This is a genomic window from Enterococcus sp. RTP21361st1_A6_RTP21361_211029, from assembly GCF_040910045.1.
Taxonomy (GTDB): domain Bacteria; phylum Bacillota; class Bacilli; order Lactobacillales; family Enterococcaceae; genus Enterococcus_D; species Enterococcus_D gallinarum.
Map to the genome: position 1 here is coordinate 1 of NZ_JBDGBK010000084.1, position 15430 is coordinate 15430.

Annotated in this window: 14 protein-coding genes and 1 pseudogene; 3 read left to right on the forward strand and 12 right to left on the reverse strand. The window is 39.3% G+C overall.

Features of this window, described 5'->3' with window-relative positions; all coding sequences use genetic code 11:
* The 5 genes from AB5Z52_RS13075 to pfkB form a co-directional block, all read right to left on the reverse strand.
* The coding region (locus AB5Z52_RS13075; protein WP_368266950.1) for a LysR family transcriptional regulator at positions 1-298 on the reverse strand (298 nt) is incomplete at its 3' end.
* Between the two features lie 236 nt (positions 299-534).
* The gene (gene lacD, locus AB5Z52_RS13080; protein WP_005470757.1) at positions 535-1503 is read right to left on the reverse strand and encodes a tagatose-bisphosphate aldolase; all 969 of its coding nucleotides are present in this window, start codon (positions 1501-1503) and stop codon (positions 535-537) included.
* A 19-nt stretch (positions 1504-1522) separates the two neighbouring features.
* On the reverse strand, positions 1523-1978 hold the full coding sequence (locus tag AB5Z52_RS13085; protein WP_029486533.1) for a fructose PTS transporter subunit IIA: 456 nt from the start codon (positions 1976-1978) through the stop codon (positions 1523-1525).
* A 15-nt stretch (positions 1979-1993) separates the two neighbouring features.
* Positions 1994-3430: a PTS fructose transporter subunit IIC gene (locus tag AB5Z52_RS13090; protein WP_005470752.1), complete on the reverse strand. Its 1437-nt coding sequence runs from the start codon at positions 3428-3430 to the stop codon at positions 1994-1996.
* Between the two features lie 3 nt (positions 3431-3433).
* Positions 3434-4363 carry a 1-phosphofructokinase gene (pfkB, locus tag AB5Z52_RS13095; RefSeq protein ID WP_003125850.1) on the reverse strand — a complete coding sequence of 310 codons (930 nt, stop codon included), beginning with the start codon at positions 4361-4363 and terminating at the stop codon, positions 3434-3436.
* A 163-nt stretch (positions 4364-4526) separates the two neighbouring features.
* Here pfkB and AB5Z52_RS13100 point away from each other — a divergent pair, with 163 nt between their 5' ends.
* Entirely contained in the window at positions 4527-5285 is a 759-nt protein-coding gene (locus AB5Z52_RS13100; RefSeq protein WP_003125844.1) for a MurR/RpiR family transcriptional regulator, read from the forward strand.
* Between the two features lie 448 nt (positions 5286-5733).
* Here the strand turns inward: AB5Z52_RS13100 and AB5Z52_RS13105 are convergent, their stop codons facing one another.
* The 5 genes and pseudogenes from AB5Z52_RS13105 to AB5Z52_RS13125 form a co-directional block, all read right to left on the reverse strand.
* A complete protein-coding gene (locus tag AB5Z52_RS13105) occupies positions 5734-6492 on the reverse strand; it encodes a TIM44-like domain-containing protein (protein WP_029486531.1) in 759 nt (252 codons plus the stop codon).
* A gap of 96 nt (positions 6493-6588) precedes the next feature.
* Positions 6589-7272, reverse strand: a complete 684-nt coding sequence (locus AB5Z52_RS13110; protein WP_117474431.1) for a DUF4767 domain-containing protein — start codon at positions 7270-7272, stop codon at positions 6589-6591.
* A 460-nt stretch (positions 7273-7732) separates the two neighbouring features.
* Positions 7733-9211 (reverse strand): annotated as a pseudogene (locus AB5Z52_RS13115) (glycoside hydrolase family 1 protein).
* A 27-nt stretch (positions 9212-9238) separates the two neighbouring features.
* Entirely contained in the window at positions 9239-10042 is an 804-nt protein-coding gene (locus AB5Z52_RS13120; RefSeq protein WP_123866645.1) for a glucose PTS transporter subunit IIA, read from the reverse strand.
* Positions 10035-11111 (reverse strand): PTS transporter subunit EIIC, encoded by a 1077-nt coding sequence (locus AB5Z52_RS13125; RefSeq protein ID WP_003125835.1) that lies wholly within the window; start codon positions 11109-11111, stop codon positions 10035-10037. The genes AB5Z52_RS13120 and AB5Z52_RS13125 overlap by 8 nt, the downstream gene beginning before the upstream one ends.
* A gap of 124 nt (positions 11112-11235) precedes the next feature.
* Between AB5Z52_RS13125 and AB5Z52_RS13130 the strand changes: the two genes are divergently transcribed.
* Positions 11236-12057 (forward strand): MurR/RpiR family transcriptional regulator, encoded by an 822-nt coding sequence (locus tag AB5Z52_RS13130; RefSeq protein WP_003125834.1) that lies wholly within the window; start codon positions 11236-11238, stop codon positions 12055-12057.
* A gap of 282 nt (positions 12058-12339) precedes the next feature.
* On the opposite strand, the gene AB5Z52_RS13135 is transcribed toward AB5Z52_RS13130, so the two are convergent.
* Together AB5Z52_RS13135 and rlmH are read right to left on the reverse strand one after the other, a co-directional pair.
* Positions 12340-13188 (reverse strand): hypothetical protein, encoded by an 849-nt coding sequence (locus tag AB5Z52_RS13135; RefSeq protein ID WP_003125833.1) that lies wholly within the window; start codon positions 13186-13188, stop codon positions 12340-12342.
* Positions 13189-13236: 48 nt separating this feature from the next.
* Positions 13237-13716 (reverse strand): 23S rRNA (pseudouridine(1915)-N(3))-methyltransferase RlmH, encoded by a 480-nt coding sequence (gene rlmH / locus AB5Z52_RS13140; protein WP_003125832.1) that lies wholly within the window; start codon positions 13714-13716, stop codon positions 13237-13239.
* A gap of 279 nt (positions 13717-13995) precedes the next feature.
* Between rlmH and AB5Z52_RS13145 the strand changes: the two genes are divergently transcribed.
* Positions 13996-15303: a S1C family serine protease gene (locus AB5Z52_RS13145; RefSeq protein WP_005470737.1), complete on the forward strand. Its 1308-nt coding sequence runs from the start codon at positions 13996-13998 to the stop codon at positions 15301-15303.
* Positions 15304-15430 lie beyond the last annotated feature (127 nt).

Consider the following 15430-nt stretch of genomic DNA (forward strand, 5'->3'; position numbering starts at 1 on the left):
CCACACAACCAATCGCAATTTGTCCATTCAGAATCGTCTCCTGATAATTGAACAATTCTTGTTCTGTTTTCTGATTCAATTCAAGAATTTCTTCTGCGCGCTTTTTTAAAAACAGACCTGCTTCTGTTAAATAAAGTTTCTTATTTTGGCGCACAAACAATTCTGTGTGCAAACGCTCTTCAAACTCTCGAATTTGTCTGCTTAAAGTGGGTTGCGTAATGTTCAGCTTTTTAGCTGCTTGGGTAATATTTTGTTCCTCGGCTATTGCTAGAAAATACTTTAATACACGAGTTTCCATCGAAAACTCCTTTCTTCTATGACACAACATTTTTCCTACTGTTATCTCAGATTTTCGGGAAAAGAACGCATCCTTATTTATCTGTAACAACGAATACTAGCTTTATTCTACCACCTAACTAGAAATTCTTGACCGCTATTCGTTTGGTTCATCCAAACAAAAAGGCCCTTCATTCACTGAAGAGAACGAAGGAACCGATAGAATTGAATTTCAGTTGTTTCTAAAGGACGTTTTTATTACAAGCGAATCGGTGTAGCAGTCTTTTGCAGAACATTGTTTAGCGCTTCAATATTTGTACGTCCTTGGGTCTGCAGCCACTCTTTCGCCGCACCTTCTCCCTGAGTCACAAAAGGCTCTACACCGTTTGCCCAGGTTGCTCGTCCACAAAGTACGCCATTGAATTTTGAGCCGGATGTTTTGGCAAATTGCAGTGTTTCTTGGAACAATTCAGCTGAAACCCCTGCACTCAAGAAAATATAGGGCAGATCCGTTGCTTCCGCTTGCTCTTTGAAATAAACCGCCGCTTCTTCTTTAGTATAAGCAGCTTCCTCCGCATAGCCCTCTACATAGTTCATATTCACAGGGACTTCCACTTTCAAGACATCAACGCCATAGTATGCTTGCGAAAATTCTCGCATCATATCATTTACTTTATGAGGTTTTTTCAAAGCATATTCTTTCGAAGTGGTATCTGGGATAGCAGCATCATAAGAAACCAGTTCTAAGAAAAATGGTAGATTTTCAGCAAGGCATTCCGAACCAATCCGTTCGATAAATGCCTTCTTTTGATCATTGATCTCGTCAGGTTCGTCCACATCATAATAGAGCAAAAACTTACAAGCATCCGCGCCATTTTCTTTTAGCCGTTTCACAGACCAGTTGGACAAAAGATCAGGCAAACGACCCGGAGTTGAAGCATCATAACCGGTTTTCTCGTAGGCTAACAATAATCCAGCTTGTTCATCCCGAACTTGGGCTGCTGGCAATCCATACTCTGGATCTAGTAAAATTGCTGAGGCATAGGGCGTCAACTCGGCTGACACGATTTTTTTGAAGGCACTGATTTGCTCTGTCGTGACTGAATGGTCTTGGAATCTGCCAATCATTTTTTTCAAAGCCCCTCGTTGATCAATGGCTAAAGCACTAATAATGCCATTTTCATTACATAGCTGTTGGATATATGCTTGCTTATTTGATAATGTCATGCTTTCACTACTTCCTTTTTTAGTTTTCTGCCAGTTTTCCATTTAAAATTTCGGCAATTTCATCAGGAGACTGTGCTTGCTTCAAACAATTTGTCACCTCTTTATGCATCAAAAGCCGTGCCACTTGAGACAATAGTTTCAAATGTGTCGTTCCCGCTTCTGAATCAGGTATAAAAAGAGCAATAATAAAATCAGTTCCTTCCCCATCCAAACTTTTCCAATCGATTTTGCTATTTAATTGGACGATGATGACATTGGCTTCTTCGATACTGTGATCTTTCGCATGAGGGATAGCAAATCCATCCATCATCCCCGTTGTACTCTCCTCTTCTCTTGTTAGCAATTTTCTATAAACAGCAGCTTGATCACTGCTGATGCCTAGAATAACTGCTTGTGCTGCAAGGAAGGTCATTATTTCGTCTTGTGTCACAAAATCTCGCTTCATAAAAATGTGGTCTGTTTTGATCAACGTCATTTGTCTTCCTCTTTTCTATTCTTTCGCTGTTTCTTTCCATTCATCAGCTGAAACTTCTGCTTCACGTTTTTGTACACTGCGTTTTTGGATGAACCCTAAAATCACTCCACCTATGATCGAGCCAAGTAAAATCGAACCTACCCAAGCAATTTTCCCCGTGACAACCGGCAATACTAAGAAGCCGCCATGAGGAGCAGGAACTTGGACTCCAAACATATAGGTCAAAACCGCTGCGATCGATGAACCCAACATCATCGTAGGCAGAACACGCAGAGGATCTTTGGCTGCAAATGGAATCGCCCCTTCAGTAATATGCGTTGATCCTAAAATAAAGTTGACTAGCCCTGCATTGCGGTCGTTCGTATCAAAATATTTCCCAAAAAATAAGACAGCAAATCCCGTAATCAATGGTGGCGCGATACATGCCGCAGAAACACCTGCCATAAAGGTATGGTTTCCTTGAGCTAACAATGCCGTTCCCGTAACGTAAGCGGCTTTATTGACGGGACCGCCCATATCAAATGCGGACATACAGCCAACAATGATGCCTAAAATCAATGGATTCGAATTCTGGAATCCTGCCAAGAAATCCATCATACCTTGATTGATCGCCTCCATCGGGCTTGCTAACAAAGACATCACCACACCAATGACTAAAACACCAATCACTGGATATAAGAAAATAGCCTTCAATCCATCTAATTGTTTCGGTAATCCTTTCATGACTTTTTGCAAGAACAGAATAAAGTACCCAGCTAAGAATCCAGCAAAGATCCCGCCTAGAAAACCAGCGCCACCAGCATTGGCCAACAGGCCGCCGACAAATCCCACCACCAAACCAGGTCGTTTAGCAATCCCTTCAGCAATGTAAGCCGCTAAAATAGGGACCATCATTCCCATTGCTGTATCCCCAATTCCTTTTAACATCGCTGATGTCGGATTATAGGTGGGATCATTAGGATCAAAAGAGTAGACACCCCAGATTGCGAATGAGACGGCGATGATCACGCCCCCTGCTACGACAAATGGCAGCATATGAGAAACACCATTCATCAGATTTTTATAAATACTATGTCCGATTCCGGCAGCCATTCCCCCATCTGCTTGCTCCAATGCATCGACCGTCTTGTTTTCTGCAATCAGCGACCCTCTCAATGCTTCTTCAATTAGCTGATCGGCATCTTTGATTCCTTTGCTGACCGGAACATTGATCACGCGTTTTCCCGCAAAACGTTCCGCTTGGACATCTTTATCTGCAGCAATAATGACCGCATCTGCATTTTTTATCTCTTCTGGCGTTAACTGGTTTTCTATCCCCACTTGTCCATGAGTCTCTACTTTAATAGCTATTCCTTTGCGTTTGGCGGCTTGTTCCAACGCTTCTTGTGCCATATAGGTATGGGCGATCCCAGTGGGACAGCCCGTTGCAGCAACAATCTTGTAAGTGGTCATTTTTTATTCGCTCCTTCTTTTGATTTCAATTTGTTCTTCCAACTCTGCAACATCCGAAAAATCAGTTAGTCCCTTACGAAAAGCGGTTGAACTTCCAGCAGCTAATCCTTTCTTCAAATTGACATCCAGCGGCTCACCTGTTAAATACCCTGCAAGAAATGTTCCTAACAACGTGTCTCCAGCACATGCTGTATTCACTACTTTGCCTTTAGGAGAGTTTCCAGAGTAGACCGTATCTTTTGTCAAGAGAAGGCCGCCTTCTCCTCCTAAAGAGAGCAGCACATGTTGCGCACCACTAGCCACCAATCGTTTGGCGTAGTCGATATAGCCTTTGCGATCATTGATTTCGGTCTGATACCATGCTTGCAGCTCTTCTTCATTGGGCTTTAACAAGAAAGGCTGATAAGGCAGACATTCCAACACCTCTGAATAACTTGAATCAATAATCAGATTCACTTGCTTTTCAAAGCAAATACGACTGATTGCTATAAGAATTTTGGGCGAGACACCTTGTGGCATACTCCCAGATATACAGAGATAGTCACCAGCTTGCAGATGTCTAATTTGTTCTAGCAAAAGATTGATCTGCTTTTTTGAAATTTCAGGTCCCTTATTCACAAGTTTGTACTCCTTATTATCGCGATTTACATGCGTAAAAACGTTGATTCGCGTAAATCCCGGAACGGGAATAAAATCGGTCTGAATCGCTTGTTGATGCAAGTAGTCCTCAATATAATTACCAGTAAAACCAGCTTTGAACCCTAATGCTGTACTATCGATACCAAGTTTTTTCATGATCAATGAGACATTGACCCCTTTTCCATTGGCTTGGATATCATCATCCTTTGTGCGATTCACTTGAAATGGTTTCATCTCATCTGTTTCGATAAAAAGATCGATCGCTAGATTTAACGTACATGTATAAACAGCCATTTGCGCCCCTCCTTTCCTACAAACCTATTATGGATCACTACTTGATGTAAATGTTTTCATAAATAAACAAAACCGCTGAAAACTTTTACAAGAAATACTTCATGACCTTGAAGTAGGTGAATCTTTCGATTTACAATAAAGACTAGCTGAAGGGAGGCAGAACATGGATACAAAATTAAGTGAGTCAGAGCAATACCTGTGGGATTTTATCCAAAGTCATATCCTTGAGATTCCGTCTTGCTCCATTATAAAATTAAGTGAATATGCAAACGTTTCAACGGCGACTGTTGTTCGTACCATGAAGAAAAAAGGATACGAGGGGTTTACTGCTTTCAAGCATTCACTAAAAGAAAAAGATAATACCAATATCAATTTTGCAGCGCTTGATAAGGTGGACGAAGGGATAAAGACGGCGATTCTAAAGAATGAACAAGAAGTGATCCGCACGATCAATATGGTGGAAAGCGGCAATATCGAAGACGCGATCCAACGAATCAAAGCTGCTAGACGAATCATGATTTTTGCTCGTGGATTTTCTGAACTGATTGCTCAAGAAATGATGGTCAAATTTCAGCTTACTGGCAAATACTGTGAGATGCATACCGATCCCAACATCATTAAGAACATCAGTAAGAAACTATCAAAGGAAGATATCGTGATCTTCGTTTCTTTAAATGGTGAAACCAAAGAATTGATCACCGCAGCTGAAAACTGTTATGAAGCGGAGATCGGTACCATTCTGCTGACAGCCAATCGGCACTCTAGCTTAATGGCGCATATCGAAATTCCTTTTGTTGGCTTCAAATCAGAAGGCTCCTTCTTTCCAGACTATGAAGTTCGTTCAAGACTGCCCCTCTCGATCCTTGCTAGAATCTTGCTCGACGCATATGCGCTGCGGACTGCAGAATCAAAGAGGCACTGATATCTTGAGAAAATCATAACCGGTAAGGAAACTGTAGTTGATTTGAGATTTTTCAAAATGAAATGATTCACGCTGAACGCATTGTTTTTGCAGTTATTCATATAGAATTCGATACTCGTCAAACGATGGGGTTCTTTGATTTTTATCCAGTTAAATTTGCTTATATTTTTTTGTCAAAAAATGATCATCCGAAAAAAAATCTTTCGATTTGATAAAGCGGTTCGTAACCGTCTATCTGATCGAAAGATTTTTTTGAACTGTTTGCGTATAGAAATGCTTCCTTTATTTCGCCTCCTGATTATCGTCGGTACGAAACGTCAGGCATTAGGAGTCAGCAACTTTACTGGATAACTTAACTCGAATAACTAAAACCTAAAACTTAGTAGAATGTTTCATCGTATGCATGCATTTGACCCAACAACTACGACTATCACCAGCCCGCTCTTGCTTAATCCAAATCAATTGGTTGAATAAAATCAACCTGCCATTTCCCCTCTTTCTCAGAATAGTTAAAATACCATAGTTGAGAAAAAGATTGTTTTCGATGTTTCTTTCCTGAGAGGATCTGCTTACTCACCCGGTCTTCCACATAATCGCAACAACTGAAATCAATTCGAATGGAGAAGCTGTCTGCACGAAGTTGTCGATAATTCTCCACTTGATGTAGGATGACTTTCTTTGTATGATTTTTTATACCATCCTCTTTATTCTGTTGCAATACTTGACTGTGTTCCAACAATAGTTTTTCAGTATAGTGTCTGCTGGATTTTTCAAGTGCTTCTTGATCCCAAGCGGTTTGGATCGCAAAAAAAGTCTGTTGGATTTCGTCAAGCAGTTTTTTCTTTTCCTTTTTATTACCAGGAATTTGAGCGAATAAATCATTCCTTCTGGTTCGTTGGTCTTTTTTTCGTTTAACTAAAGAGAGAATCGCGGCTCCGCCTACTGACGCCCCAACCAAAACATAATTTTCTATAACTGATGATGAACCATAGGGGCTATAATATCCATACCCTCGTCTTCCCCAAGAAGCTCTGGAATAATGATCCGAATAGTCATCAACTGTTGTGACACCGCCAAAGCCGCCACCGGATCCGCCACGACTGGTCGAACCACCGCCGTGTCCCCCAGCAACTGCCATTCCCTGCACTGGCAGAGCAAATAAAAAGAATAAACTAAGTAAAAAAGCCATAAAGTAGTGTTTCTTCATTGGATACCCTCTTTTGTCTGACTCAGAAAGCCCGACAATTTTTTCAAAATCTTTTTCATGCCATTCAGTTCCAAGTGTTCTTCATCTTAGCACTGTTTAACGATTGGCAAGCTGAATAAATGCATTTTTTAATGATTCATTCGCTGTCTCTTTAAAATACAGATAATTGTTTTGATTTCCTTGATTTTGTTGTGTGATTAGAACTTTTGGCTGCTTTTGCTGGAAGCCAAAGAAATAGAGATGCCCTCCAGCTGGTGTAGCATGGTCGATGTCCGAATAGATTGCCACAATCTGAAAATCGGCTTGTCCCTCACCATTTTCTGACCACTCCACCGAGACGGGCGTTTGATTAATGACGGTTGTCCATTTACCATCAAAAATATCTTGAGGTACTTGGAGACCATAGTAATTCGCTTGCACATGGTCGTCATAGCTTCGATATTGCTGCCCCATTTCTTGTCCCCAACTCTGCATAAACGTCGCAAGCTCTGCAGACTTGGAAGCATCCCACAAAACGTGTGTCACCGGTTGACTTGCTTGTGCAGTATTCGTGGAAGCTTGTGGTTGTGCGCTTTGCTCATTTGACGATTGTTGTTCAGATGATTCAGTGGTCCTGCTTTTAGACGCTTCGGTACTCGTAGCGTTAGCTGTTTTGGTTGAAATTGATTGAGACGTGCTTGACTCCGTTGTCACGACTTTTTCTGTAGAAGATGTTTCCTCTGTTTTATTTGCGGAACAGCCAGCCAAAAAAAGCAGTAGACCCATCGTTGTTACTAGCATTTTTTTTCATTTATTAAACCACCCTTAAGGAGTATTCAGTGTACATATAGTAGCAGACCATATACTAAATGCTTACTAAATTTTTGCGAAGTTTTTTCTCACAACTTCCTCATACATGAGATTGATAAATAACATTACATGGCATTGCTATGGATTTAGAACTGCGAAGGTTACTTTTAGGACCATAAAAATAAAAAAACAGTTTAGTGTAGTTGTTTTGAAAACATTGAATCCTTTGCGCTTTTCTTCGCAAGTTTGCTTAAATATTTCAACTAATGACAAAATGCTCGTTTGTTCCCTAAGAGTTGCGGTTCGCCTTTTTTGATGCCTTTGGTCGACTAGCTATTTTTCCCAGCTTTGCAATAAAATAGTCCAACCATCGAATCAAGATGATTGGACCTTTTGACGCAAGTTGCCTTTCCAAACAACTTTGCTCTCAATTTTTTTTGATGTTTAATCCTTAATTATTTTCTTTAACCAAAGAAGCTCCATTAGTCGCAATCACCTGTTTGTACCAGTAAAAGCTATCCTTTTTAAACCGATCATAGGTTCCGTTCCCTTCATCATCCGCATCCACATAGATAAATCCATATCGTTTTGACATTTGAGAAGTCGATGCACTTACTAAGTCAATACATCCCCACGTAGTATAACCCATTACTTCAACGCCTTTTCTGATGGCTTCATTGACCGCTTTAAAATGGTCTTCAAAATACTTTATGCGATAATCATCATGCACTTTTCCATCTTCAAACGCATCAAAAGCACCAATCCCGCTCTCAACAATGAACAGAGGCATTCTATAACGATCGTACATGTCGATTAATGCAATTTTCAATCCTGTTGGATCTACTTGCCAACCCCAATCACTTGTATCAAGATAAGGATTCTTCACACTGGTGACTAAATTTCCGCCAACTTTTTCCCGATCTTCTTCATCTTCTGTTTTAATCATAGACATATAATAACTAAAAGAGACAAAATCCACTGTGTGTTGCTGAATGATCTCCTCATCCCCTTCCACCATTTCAATGGAAAAATTGTTCTCTTGCCAGTAATTTTTGACAAAAGTCGGATACGTTCCAAAAACCTGCACATCAGAAAAAAAGTAGTTCTCCCGATTATGTTGTTGGGCTAGCATCACGTCCACTGGATTTGAGGTTAACGGATAAGCTAAAGCTCTTGTAACCATGCACCCCACCTGCGCATTAGGAATGATTTGATGGGCATATTTAGTCGCTAGGGAACTAGCTACAAACTGATGATGTAGCGCTTGATAAATGGCCTCTTCAGCTTCTTTTTTTGTTTTGTACTTTTCTTCCACCACTCCCATCGTAGTGAAGGGGTGTCTAAAGACGCTATCGATTTCATTGAAAGTCAGCCAATAGTTTACATACTTTCCGAAATGTTCAAAGCAAGTTTTGCTAAATCGTACAAACATGTCGATCACTTCTCGGGAAACCCAGCCGTCATATTCATTGACTAAATATAATGGCATTTCATAATGAGACAATGTGACTAGAGGTTCAATCCCATTCTTCTTCATCTCTTTAAATAAGCTTACGTAAAAATCGATTCCAGCTTGATTGGGTTCACTTTCAATCCCATTGGGGTATAATCTTGTCCATGCAATAGATACCCTTAAGCATTTCAGTCCCATTTCTTTAATTAATGCCAGGTCTTCTTTGTAACGATGATAAAAATCGATTCCTCGTCTTTTCGGAAATAACTTATCGTTTTTTGACTACATGGCTTCCTCGATTTGTTCAGGAGACACGTGCCATTGACTGATATAATCTGTCCTATCTACATCAGGTTTGTACATTGCGACATCTGCTACCGACATCCCTTTTCCATCAACGTTCCAAGCCCCTTCTACTTGATTCGCCGCAATTGCTCCGCCCCAAAGAAAGTTCTTGGGAAAATAGCTTTTATTCATTCGATTACCTCTTTCAGATTGTTGTTTTTATGCTATTATTTCTGTTTGTATCGTTTTTTTGCCAGTGAAAGTTTGGATGATTTTACCCTTAGAGTCGATAATGTCTACCTCATCAAGATCATCCAAATTGGTTACTACAAGGATCGTGGTTGGATCATAGCCTTCAGACTGGATGCCTTCAATATCCACACTTCCGATTCTTTGCCCCTTTTGGATGTCATCGCCTGCTTTAACAGCTAAATCAAAATAGTTGCCGTTTAATTCAACGGTATTGATGCCAATATGAATCAATACTTCTACACCAGATGTTGACTTTAATCCAATCGCATGTTTTGTAGGAAAAACCAGTTCGACCTTTCCACTAAATGGTGCTTTAATTACGCCATCAGTTGGTATTGCAGCAAATCCGTCACCCATCGTTTTTTCTGAAAACACTGGATCGTTGACTTTTTCTAACTCAATCACTTCCCCATCCAATGGTAAACTGATTGTATTGACTTGACCTTCTGTTTCATCATTACTTGATGAAGATTCTTCTCCCAGTCCAAAAGCAAAAGTTAAAATTGCTGACAGGAAGAAAGCAAGAGCGATTCCGATGAGGTAATAAACAAAGGTATCACCCAAAAAGGCTGGTAACGTTGTTAATGCTGGAAAAACATAGACAATCGCCTTTGTCTGCATTGCTCCCATGAAAGCTCCAGCAATTCCACCTGCGATTGTTTGGGCAATCAATGGTTTTTTATATTTTACCGACAAGCCATAGACGATGGGTTCAGTTATCCCACCAAGTAAAGCTGGTACAATCGCAGATAGCGAGAGCACTTTAAACATTTTTATCTTTGCTTCTTAAAAATACGCCTAACGCCACACCTGCACTTGCAAAAGTGGCAGCCGCAACCATTGGTCGAATAACGTCATAACCATAGACTGCAAGATTATTGATCATGATTGGCACAACACCCCAATGAATACCAATCATTACCAAGAAAGTCCATCCTGCCCCAATAATCAAACCAGCCAGTAACCCACTGCGGTCACTGATAAAGTTCATAGCGCTTCCAATCCCATCCCCTAATGTAACGCCGATTGGTCCAACAACTAACACAGTTAGCGGAACCATAATAAGAAGGGCAACCATTGGCAACAAAAAAATTTCTAAACTCTTTGGAATCATTCGCTTTAGCAGCGTTTCTAACTTTGAATAGAGGTAAATGGAAATAATCGCAGGAATGACAGTTCCAGAATACCCTATTAAAATTGCTGGAATACCTAAGAAATCAACCGTCACACCATTTTCTGTGACTAATGCTGTGAAATTAGGCTCTAAAAGTGCTGCTACAATTGCTAATGAAATAAATTGATTTGTTCTAAACACTCTGGCCGCACTAAAAGCCAAAAATAACGGTAAGAAGAAAAATACACTATTGCCGGCTGCTGAAAGAATCTTATAGGTACTTCCATCTGCTGACATAAAATGATAGGTCGTTAAAACCACTAACAAGGCTTTAATCATTCCTGCCCCAGCTAAAGGCATAATAATCGGATTAAAAATGGAAGACAGTGTATTAAAGAAGCGGATGAAGATATTTCCAGATCGGTCATCATCTAATGCTTCCGACTCGTCTGATCCCAAGGCGCTTTTAATGTCATAGTTAGCCATGATCGTTTTATAGACATCTTCCACTTCATTTCCAATAACGACTTGGTACTGATTATTTGCTTCGACGACGGACAAGACACCGGAAATCTTCTTAATTTCATCGGTATTTTTTTGTGCAATACTTTCATCTTTTAACTTGAATCTCAATCTAGTGATACAGTGATAAAGACTAATGATATTCTCTGTTCCACCAACATAATCAATAATACTTTTGGAAAGAGCACTATAATTTTTCCCCATTGTTACAACTCCTATCAATTTTGTTTATGTTTGTTATAATACATGTGTAATATACAATTTTTTCAACATATTAAATAAAAATTTCGTTTTTTGGAAACTCTTTCACAGATAGGAGCTAGTATTTATGGGACCCTTAATTATTAGACTATTGACTGTTCTTAACAATGAAACAACTTCTTCTACCTACTACCATATCGCTCAGACACTTTTGAATAACTATAGCATTATCGATAAATCAAGTATCTCTGATATAGCTACTTTATGCACTGTCTCTAAATCAACCATTTCAAAATTTGCTCGTTCCATCGGATTTGAAGATTATTATGAATTAAAAAAATCCTCAACCTTTGCTGAAAATAAATACCATTTCGACTTAAATTACATTTCAAATATTATCAATCCAATTGAAAAAAATGGTTATGATGATTATTTAGATGCCATCATTAAAGATATTAGTGCGTTCAAACAGCAAAGCAACATGAGAAGTATTGATGAGTTAGCAAAATGTCTGACTACCTATAATAAAGTAGGTGCTTTTGGACTGCTATTTTCCGAATCAGCAGCCATTGATTTTCAATACAAATTGGCTTATGCGGGAAAGTTTATTATTACTTATCAAAGTGATCTCAAACAAATCGAATTCATAGAACAAGCCGATGAAGAGACACTATTGATTATTTTTTCTAACTCTGGCGGTTTTTTACAGCGACAACAACTTAGAGATGATATACCCTACAGAAATGTATTTGAAAACACAAAAGCCAAGATTTTCGTAATCACAGCAAATGAAGAGGTTCGTAACTATCGTTTCGTTCATGATGTTATTCTTTTCCCTCATGAGACTATTTTTCAAACCCATTCTTTTATCTATCAAATCATTATGGATATCATCGTTAGTAAATATCGACAGTATCTTGAACCTCCAACAATCTCTCACAAACAATAATAACCTACGAATGAAATTGACAAAAGAACTGCTAGTGATGAGAAACCTATCACTAGCAGTTCTTTTTGAGGTTTTATTTTTTAATTAGGAAGAAGTAGTCATCTACCATTATTAGCAAATATGCCGGCAATACTTTTCCAATGTATTTCTTCTCAATTGCAACTTCCATCTAACTATTGTCTATAAGGTTTTCTTTCTTAGAAAAATCAATTATCAGCATTTTTGTTATTTAAGTTATCCCGTCATATCATTTTAGTGTTGGGCTTTTCTTGAAACACTTTTCTAATGATTAATATATGCAATTGCACTTCCACTACCAAATTTAATCTCCGGCAACGATCGTTTGTATAAATTCAGCTCTCTTAACGTATCATCTCTTTGAGAGAGTGCACGAAACGCATAGCGTGTCCGTCCGTTTTCGTTTTTCTTCGATCCTGAATATTGAGAGGAGACTTTATATGCAGCAACAACCGCATTATCTGCTCCAGTATTAATCGCTATAATGTAGCGAATCCGATGAATTTTATCACGACCAATTACCCAATTACCTAGCGTACGAGATTTTAAATTATGATCATCACGAAATTTGTCGTCAATCGGATATTCATCTGACTCATCTTTACAAAGTTCAAAAGCATCTCTCACTTTTACTGCTAAGACCAACTCATCCGTTGCTATTTGATTTACAGATATGGGTTGAAATCCATATCGCTCTTCTACCTCTTCCACTAGCATTGGCTTAGAACCATGTCCTTTTACTAAATTCGTCAAAGAGAGTCCTTGAATCAGTTGAGCATAATTAATCAACGCATTTTCACTAGCGTAAGCTTCATTCTCAGTTAATCCATAGCTAAGTATATAACTCAATGGTTGCAGATTCATTCCGTTTATTTCTTGGATAGTTTTTATTTTTAATGTTCTAGCTGATTCATCTTCTTCAAAATAATCAGATTGACTTAACATACTTAGAGCCGCTTGACGATGTGCAAAAATACGGTTACCTTTGCCTTTCCCAATATAAAAAGTCTGGTTGTTTCTAGGATCAACCAAACAATAAACATAGTAAGGATGTTGCTCATCTTTTTGCAACGCAGCTAATGTAGATGCAGAAAAATGGTTAAGTTCACTCATTTGTTACTCCTCTGTTTTACTATTTTTTCTTTCGTGGAGAAAACACCCTCACTTATGATAAGGCGCGCCTGTATTGATGCGAAAAGCACGATAGATTTGTTCGACTAGAATCAGTTTCATCAACTGATGGGGATAGGTCATTTTGCCGAAAGAGATTTGGGTGTTGCTGCGCTGCATCACTTCTTGGCTGAGACCTAAGGAGCCGCCGATTACGAAGACTAGTTGGCTTTTGCCTTGGATTCCTAATTGCTCGATCTGCTGGGCAAAAGCTTCACTGGTGGGATTTTTGCCTTCAATCGCTAATGCAAAGACGTATTCCTGGTCTTTGATCTTTGCCAAGATTTTCTTACCTTCTTTTTCTTTCACTTGAAGCATTTCAGCTTCACTCATACTTTCTGGAGCTTTTTCATCAGGAACTTCCACGAATTGGATTTTACAATAAGCGCCTAATCGTTTCACGTATTCATTGATGCCTTGAATCAGATATTTCTCTTTTAATTTGCCTACTGTGACGATTTTAATATTCATGACCACTCACCTTCCGCTATCATTATAATGGAATTTCTTTTCAGAATATATGTCGCGTACCAATTTTTTCTTCTATAGTACCATTGATACCACGAATCGTTTCAAGTGACTCTTTTCTTACTAAAAAAATGATTGGTAGTCTAAAAAAAGAAATTTCATTGTTTTGGTCTAAATCCTCCCTATCTTCTTCATATTTTTTTCAAAATCTCTTAGTAGACTATTGTCAGAAAGAAAGAATATAATAAATACATACAAACAATTCAATAGGGGGAATAACAAATGGTACGAAAAAATGTGACACCAGGAAGAAAACCTTCTTCCGGCTTATTAAAAAAATTAGGTATTGGCATTCTTGGCGGAGTAGTTGGTGGTTTGTTGACCTTCGGCGGACTTTATCTGGCGATGGGCTCTTCTTTGACTTCACCTGTAACGACCGCAACCAGCGGTGTTCAAGATAACAATGGACAAACGAAAGTCTCCAATGTTAAATATGACGTCAACAGCGATGTAACAAAAGCAGTCGAAAAAGTGCAAGGAGCAGTCGTTTCGATCATCAACTTGCAACAAAATAATGCGAATGGCCTCGAAGGGTTATTTGGCTCTGGTCAGCAAGGTGGTCAAGGATCAGGGACTGAGAATTCAGGCGATGACAGTTCACTAGAAGCTTCTTCTGAAGGAAGTGGCGTGATTTATAAAGTAGATGGTGACAAAGCGTATATCGTTACGAATAACCACGTAGTAGAAGGACAAGATGGTTTGGAAGTCGTTCTCTCTGATGGCACAAAAGTCAAAGCTGAATTAGTCGGAACAGACGCTTACACTGACCTTGCTGTTTTACGCATCTCTTCTGATAAAGTAGACACGGTTGCTTCTTTCGGCGATTCTGATTCACTAAAAGTTGGCGAACCAGCAATTGCGATTGGTTCTCCATTAGGATCTAGCTTTGCAAATTCTGTAACGCAAGGGATTGTTTCTTCTCTGAATCGTCAAGTAACGAATCAAAATGAATCTGGTGAAGCAGTCAGCATCAATGCGATTCAAACAGATGCAGCGATCAACCCAGGAAACTCTGGTGGTCCACTGATCAACGTTGAAGGACAAGTGATCGGAATCAACTCTAGCAAGATCGCCAGCACTTCTGAATCAACATCAAGTGTCAGCGTAGAAGGAATGGGCTTCGCGATCCCAAGTAACGACGTTGTCGATATTATCAACCAATTAGAAAAAGACGGCAAAGTTGTTCGTCCAGCATTGGGTATTCGAACAATCAACTTAAGCTCAATCACTTCGCAACAACAAGAACAAATCTTGAAAGTACCATCTTCTGTCACTGACGGAGTAGTCGTATACTCAGTAAATAACGCGACACCAGCTGAACAAGCAGGATTGAAACAATACGATGTCATCACGAAAATCGATGATACCGACATCAGCACAACCACAGATCTACAATCTGCACTGTACAAGCACAAAGTCGGTGATACGATCACAGTGACGTTCTACCGCGGCAAAGAAGAAAAAACAGCCAAAGTCGTTCTATCTGTAGATACTTCGATCAATGAACAATCAACTGACAGCAGCAACTAAATTCAAGTCAAAAAAAGATCTGCCACACAAACAGGACGTGGCAGATCTTTTGGCTCTATAATTTATGGGACTGATGAATCAGAATTGATTCTTCAGCCCCATTTTTATTTTAGGTATTAAAAAACAT